Annotated in this window: 2 protein-coding genes; both read left to right on the forward strand. The window is 72.0% G+C overall.

What is annotated here, in order from left to right:
- Nucleotides 1-725, forward strand: a 725-nt coding sequence (locus AC1D15_RS28165; RefSeq protein ID WP_477828608.1) for a peptidase domain-containing ABC transporter, incomplete at its 5' end; no start/stop codon positions are given.
- 23 nt (nucleotides 726-748) lie between these two features.
- On the forward strand, nucleotides 749-2179 hold the full coding sequence (locus AC1D15_RS28170; RefSeq protein ID WP_477828609.1) for an HlyD family type I secretion periplasmic adaptor subunit: 1431 nt from the start codon (nucleotides 749-751) through the stop codon (nucleotides 2177-2179).
- The last annotated feature ends 53 nt before the right edge of the window (nucleotides 2180-2232 follow it).

Below are 2232 nucleotides of genomic sequence, written 5' to 3' on the forward strand. Positions count from 1 at the left end.
CCATCACGTTCGACGACGTGCAGTTCCGCTACCGTCCCGACCGCGCGCCGGTGATCGAGGGCCTGTCGATCGACATCGCGGCCGGCGAGRTSATCGGCATCGTCGGCCGTTCSGGCTCSGGCAARAGCACGCTCGCGAAGCTGCTGCAGCGGCTGTACGTCCCCGAACGCGGGCGCGTGCTGATCGACGGCATCGACCTGTCGACCCTCGAGTCGAGTTCGCTGCGCCGGCAGATCGGCGTCGTGCTGCAGGACAACATGCTGTTCAACCGCAGCATCCGCGAGAACATCGCGCTGGCCGATGCCGGCACGCCGCTGGAGGCGGTGATCCAGGCCGCGACGCTCGCCGGCGCGCACGAGTTCATCACGGCCCTGCCGGAGGGCTACGACACGCTGGTCGGCGAGCACGGCTCGACGCTGTCCGGCGGGCAGCGCCAACGGCTGGCGATCGCGCGCGCGCTGATCGGCAACCCGCGCATCCTGGTCTTCGACGAGGCGACCAGCGCGCTGGACGTCGAATCCGAGCGCATCGTGCACGACAACATGAAGGCGATCTGCCACGGCCGCACGGTGATCGTCATCGCGCACCGCTTGTCGGCGGTGCGCGATGCCCACCGCATCGTCGTGATGGACGAAGGCCGCATCGTCGAGGCCGGCCCGCATGCCGAGCTGCTGCGGCGCGAGGCCGGGCACTACGCGCGGCTGCATCGCCTGCAGCACGGATGAAGCGCCCGCATGAAGGAGTGCCGATGACGAGGATTCCGCTCGGGCTGCTCGCGTTCGGCGCGCTGCTGGGCCGCTACGGGCGCGCAGGGCGCCTGGCCTGGTGTGCCCGCGCCGAGTTGGCGCCGCCACGCCGTCTTCCGCACGAGCTGCGGTTCCTGCCGGATGCGCAGTCGCTGCAGGAGACGCCGCTGTCGCCGGCGCCGCATGTGGCGATCGGACTGCTGCTCGGCTTCGCGCTGCTTGCGCTGCTGTGGGCGGTGTTCGGCCGGCTCGACATCGTCGCGGTGGCGCCCGGCAGGGTGGTGCCGGCCGAGGGCAGCAAGACCGTGCAGCCGCTGGAGGCCGGCACGGTGCGTGCGATCCGCGTGGCCGAGGGGCAGGCGGTGCGTGCGGGCGACGTGCTGATCGAGCTGGACCCGACCGTCACGCAGGCCGACCTGCAGCGCAGCGAAGGCGAGCTGGCGGCAGCCCGATTGCAGATCGCGCGCGGGCAGGCCTTGCTCGACGCGGTGGCCGGCGGGCACGACGCGCCGCTGCGGCGCCCCGCGTCGGTCAGCGACCGCGACTTCGACGAGGCCCGCCGCATGCTGGCCGGCCAGATCGGCGAGCACCTCGCGCGCCTGGCCCGGCTGGACGCCGAGAGGGCGCAGCGCGAGGCGAGCCGCCACTCGACGCTCGAAGCGGTGCGCAAGCTGGAACAGACCGTGCCGCTCGCACGCCAGCGCGCAGCCGACCTGAAGGACCTGGCCGACCGGAATTTCGTGTCGCGTCACGGCTACCTCGAGCGCGAGCAGGCGCGCATCGAACAGGAGGCCGACCTGGCGACGATGCGCAGCCGCGTGGGCGAGATGGACGCCGGCCTGCTGCAGTCACGCCGCCAGCGCGACCAGCTGGTGGCCGAGGCGCGGCGCAGCGCGCTGGATGGCATCACCACCGCGCAGCAACGCGTGGCGGCGCTGGAGCAGGAGCAGCGCAAGGCGGCGGCGCGCCGCGATGCACAGCGCCTGCTCGCGCCGGTCGACGGCACGGTGCAGCAGCTCGCGGTGCACACCGTGGGCGGCGTCGTGACGGCGGCGCAGCCGCTGATGGTGGTGGTGCCACGCGACGCCCCGCTGGAGGTCGAGGCGCTGGTCGAGAACCGCGACATCGGATTCATCGCGCCGGGGCAATCGGCCGAGGTGAAGGTGGAGACCTTCCCGTACACGCGCTACGGCGTGCTGCACGCGCGCGTCGCGTCGGTATCGAGCGATGCGATCAACGACGACAAGCGCGGGCTGGTGTATTCGACGCGGGTGCGGCTGGAGCGCAAGACCATCGAGATCGACGGCCGCGCGGTACCGTTGAGCGCTGGCATGTCGGTGTCGGCCGAAGTGAAGATCGGCACGCGCCGCGTGATCGATTTCGTGCTGGCACCGCTGGTCGAGCATGCGGGGGAGAGTCTCCGAGAGCGCTGATGGTTCGGCGCGGCAAAGGCGCGGGCGGGGAGTCTGGGGAGCGCCAATAAGGG

The sequence above is a fragment of the Rhizobacter sp. P2_H2 genome (assembly GCF_056403375.1).

Coding starts and splice junctions, on each gene's coding strand:
- AC1D15_RS28170 (WP_477828609.1), top strand. CDS start 749: ATGACGAGGATTCCGCTCGGGCTGCTCGCGTTCGGCGCGCTGCTGGGC.